Origin of the sequence: Candidatus Magnetominusculus xianensis (assembly GCA_001541255.1) — a bacterium.
GTDB classification, from domain to species: Bacteria; Nitrospirota; Thermodesulfovibrionia; order Thermodesulfovibrionales; family Magnetobacteriaceae; genus Magnetominusculus; species Magnetominusculus xianensis.
The window spans coordinates 1-3,976 of record LNQR01000132.1 but is presented as its reverse complement, the minus strand read 5'-3'; the positions used below and the strand labels follow the sequence as shown (position 1 = coordinate 3,976).

The 3,976-nt window shown below is 41.9% G+C and carries 3 protein-coding genes; 2 read left to right on the top strand and 1 reads right to left on the bottom strand.

Annotated elements, in window-relative coordinates; all coding sequences use genetic code 11:
* Positions 1–363: 363 nt before the first annotated feature.
* Both ASN18_RS16355 and ASN18_RS18140 read left to right on the top strand, forming a co-directional pair.
* Positions 364–660 carry a hypothetical protein gene (locus ASN18_RS16355; RefSeq protein ID WP_085053859.1) on the top strand — a complete coding sequence of 99 codons (297 nt, stop codon included), beginning with the start codon at positions 364–366 and terminating at the stop codon, positions 658–660.
* A 3-nt stretch (positions 661–663) separates the two neighbouring features.
* Complete coding sequence (locus tag ASN18_RS18140) at positions 664–834, top strand: hypothetical protein (RefSeq protein WP_492208012.1); 171 nt, start codon at positions 664–666, stop codon at positions 832–834.
* Positions 835–862: 28 nt separating this feature from the next.
* Here ASN18_RS18140 and ASN18_RS16350 read toward each other — a convergent pair whose 3' ends face one another.
* Positions 863–3,700 carry a diguanylate cyclase domain-containing protein gene (locus ASN18_RS16350; RefSeq protein WP_085053858.1) on the bottom strand — a complete coding sequence of 946 codons (2,838 nt, stop codon included), beginning with the start codon at positions 3,698–3,700 and terminating at the stop codon, positions 863–865.
* Positions 3,701–3,976: the final 276 nt, after the last annotated feature.

Below are 3,976 nucleotides of genomic sequence, written 5' to 3'. Positions count from 1 at the left end.
TCCATTGCTGGCACTGTCCCCTCATAATCGTAAAACCTTCCATATACCCCCGATGTCGCATCATCTCATTAACACACTCTTCGCCCCTCTGCCTTCATACCAATCATGATGGGAGCCGTCCATCTGTACCATTGCCCCTTTATGCCCCTTCCTTCGCCTCCCTTTGTTTCAGACTCCCCTCTTCGACCTTTTCCATCACATGCAACTTCTTTAAATCCCTCTTGCTTTCCATCACAATGTCCTCTTTCGCCATTTGTACCCTCTAGCACAAATTGCCTCTCTTTTTAGGACATTTCTATTTTGGTATTACATTCGGCACACGCTGATTTGTTTTTCTCTCAGTTGTTGAGTTGTAATAGAACCATGCCAGCAACATTACCGGTAGAACTATACGACATGCTTGAGAAGAAGATCGGCAAGAATGATGCCCGTGAGGTCGGGAAAATCATACTGGCCTCTTTTGATGCCATCGAACAAAGGTCAGAAGCCGTTGTTATTCAAAAGAAAGCCGAGATCAAAGAGGAGTTAACTAAAGAACTGACCACTAAAGAAGACTTAATCAAGTCGGAAGGCAGGCTTAATGAGAAAATCGCTGCCGCTAACGAGAAAATTTCTACCTTTAAAGGAGATTTAGCAAAGTTGGAAGTCAGGCTTAGTTAGAAAATATCCTCCGTTAACGAGAGGATTACTGCCGTTGAAGGACGATTAAATGTGAAATTAGCGTCCATGGAATTGAAAACAAGACTTTATTTTCTAATCTTACTTTTCTTTATACTTTTAACCAACCCGAAGGCCCTTGACATCATTGCCAAACTACTTGGCCTGGTGAAATAAAGGTGAAATAAAAGTGAAACATATAACTTTATTGTAAATCCTCTAAGGCTTTCGAGTAAAACGTATATCCGTTTTTGCCGTTTCTTTTGGACTGGTACATGGCAATATCGCTTCTTTTTATTAGAAGTTCTTCCTTGTCACCATCGGCTGGGAATATGCTTATCCCTATGCTGATACCTATATTAAAGGTACCTTTATCGGTTACGATTGGCCGCCGGGCTGCCTCAACGACCCTTTTACAAACGGTTTCGACAAAGGCAGTATCTGCTGCCTCCACAAGGACTATTCCAAACTCATCACCGCCAAGTCGTGCCACAACGTCCTTGTCACGAATGCTCCTTGTTAATCTCATTGCCACACGCTGCAAGACCAAATCCCCTGCGTCATGCCCGAATGTGTCGTTGATCTCTTTAAAATAATCCAGGTCCATATACATCACTGCCGCTTTCTGGTTATTTTCATTTGCCCGATATATAATACTGGACAGACTACTTACAAAAGCCGCTCTGTTTAAAATAGAGGTCAGGGCATCATATGAGGCCATGACCTCAAGCTGACTTTCCCTCATTTTACTTTCCGTAATATCCTGATTTACCATAACTACTGCCTCGCATTCGTTATTTATATTTTTCAATGGCGTTGCATGAATTTCAAGGATTCGCAGCTGCCCGTCGTGTCTGTAGTGTTTGTGGACAACGCAAAATGGGTTTTGTGACTTGCACATTTGTTCTATTGTGCAGTCTTCGAAGTAATCGTTATTGCATTTTTCACTATTTCTATGAAAAAGCTCAAAGCATGTCAGCCCGTCCGTAGAGTCGTTAATACCGCCAAAGTAGAACTCTTTGACCGCCTTATTCATTAATAAAATCCTGTAGTCCATGCCGACTACCAGCACGGGGGCAGAGATGGTATCGACTATTATTTTCAGGTGTTCAAATGCAAGTTTCGTCTCATTGCGGGCGGTTTCTATCTCACTGGTGCGTATCTGTATCAGTTCTTCCAGATTATTGCGGTGTATCTCCAGCTCATTAAATAATGCCCTCTCTTTATCTTCGCCTTCTTTTCTCAGGATTATACCCGCCAGGGTATTGGCAACATATGATAAAAAATCATCTTCAAGGGCGTTTCGTACATGACCTTCCTTAACATAGAGATTAATTACACCAAGCACACGGTCCGTCGATTTAATTGGTACACAATAGTGCCCGTGGTTTTTCATTCCATCAAATCTTACATCGTGGTGTTCATCCAGATTTGACTTAAATATCGTATTGCCTGTAACCGCAGCCCGACCGCACAAACATTTACCAAATGGCAGTCGCCCGCAGGTCTCGAGCAATTTTGGAGATACCCCCCTGTAAGCCCTCATCACAAGGATTTCAGAACTGTTTTCTGCTACAAAGATACACCCAGTTTCCTTAATTGAAAGCCACGGCACTGTGCTTATTATCTCAAGTGACAAATGGAGGTGTTCAGAAAGGGAAATGGGTTTGAGCGACAGCTCCAGGATTGTGTTTATAACCTGCTGTATCAAGTTGTTATATCTTATCTTATCATCGGCTTCTTTACGGATTAGAATCCCCGCTACGGTGGCAGCGATATTCTTTAAAAATAGCTCCTCCTCATCTTTTCTTACGTGTCCATAGTTTACATAGACATTAATGAGACCAAGCAGTCTGTCATTCGTGATAATCGGGACACAGTAATGTCCGTGGGGCTGCATCCCTGGATAGCTGATTGTATGGTACACGCTGTCTGATGTAGGTACATATACCACATCTTTCTTAGAGGCCGCCATTCCGCAAAGGCATTTACCAAACTCTATGGAGGAACACACTCGAATGTGTTCCTCGTCAAAATTATGGTGTGATTTTAATATCAACCGGTCATAACCCTCTTCGCAAAGGAAAATACACCCCTTCGCCTGGAATGATATCCATGTGTCTGACAGGATAAGATTCAGGATTTTATCCAATTGTTCTTCAATGCTAACAGGGGAAACTGGCAGGAGGGAAACCCTCAGGATTTGATTTATAATATCCTGACTTATCGCGTTATGAACCAACAGCTCTTTACTTAATAATAATTCGTCATTCCTCTTTTTTAATTCATGCTGCTGTTCCCAGTAGAATATCCTGAGCAGCCCGGCTATGGATATTGCCGACATTACCGCCATAGCAGCCCTGAAGACCTGAACAGGGACATGTACGAAGGCAAGAAAACTTTCATGTGTTATAGGGCTGAAAGAAAACATGGTATTTTTTGGAACAACCAACCCTCCGAAAAACGCATATGCCGAAAAAGACAACATCGCCAATAGAAAATACTTATTAACTACAGCTTTATGTTTTATAATACTTATATCGCTCCGGTAATAATAAAACCCGGCAGCGGTAAAAACCGAACCCGGAAATGCAAATAAATATCTCGCAGCAACCCCTCCAGCCTTTAATCCATCAGCCGATACAAATGAAACGACGCCAATAACGACTAAACCCAGCGGCATTAACCACCATTTAATATACCGTGAGAATCCATGCAGCAGGGTGTTACCGCAAATACTCAAGAACCTTCGGCCAAATTCAAACAAACAGGCAAACGAACTTACCTGACAAATCCAGCTCAACGTTTTAAATATTCCGGTGTCTGGATGCATCAACACAAACATATCAAACCATTCATTTAACCCATGAATAAGGGCAAACGCAGCAAGTATCCAGATAATCCCGGACAGACTGAGCGTACTTTCTTTTCTTGGTTGGGTAAGGATTACAATCCCCAACAGGACAAAGGCTAACCCATAGAAGAAAAACACATGGTCTAAATTATCCTGAAACCACCTCGACATCAAATCCAGATTGTTCATGCCCCGCCCTCGCCTACTAATCACGCATTAACATGCTATTGCGAGAATCCAGATTGTTAGTGTGTACTATAATAGCACATACTAACAAATTTGTCAACATGTGAATTTTATTTGTAGCAATAATAACGGTATTTTTACAAACACAAAGGTTTCTTTAAAGGAAACAAATTTTCTTAAGATTAAGATTAAGATTAAGAGAGAGAGAGAGAGAGAGAGAGAGAGAGAGAGAGAGAGAGAGAGAGAGAGAGAGAGAGAGAGAGAAAAATCCGTGCACAC

Coding starts and splice junctions, on each gene's coding strand:
- ASN18_RS16355 (WP_085053859.1), top strand. CDS start 364: ATGCCAGCAACATTACCGGTAGAACTATACGACATGCTTGAGAAGAAG.
- ASN18_RS16350 (WP_085053858.1), bottom strand. CDS start 3,700: ATGAACAATCTGGATTTGATGTCGAGGTGGTTTCAGGATAATTTAGAC.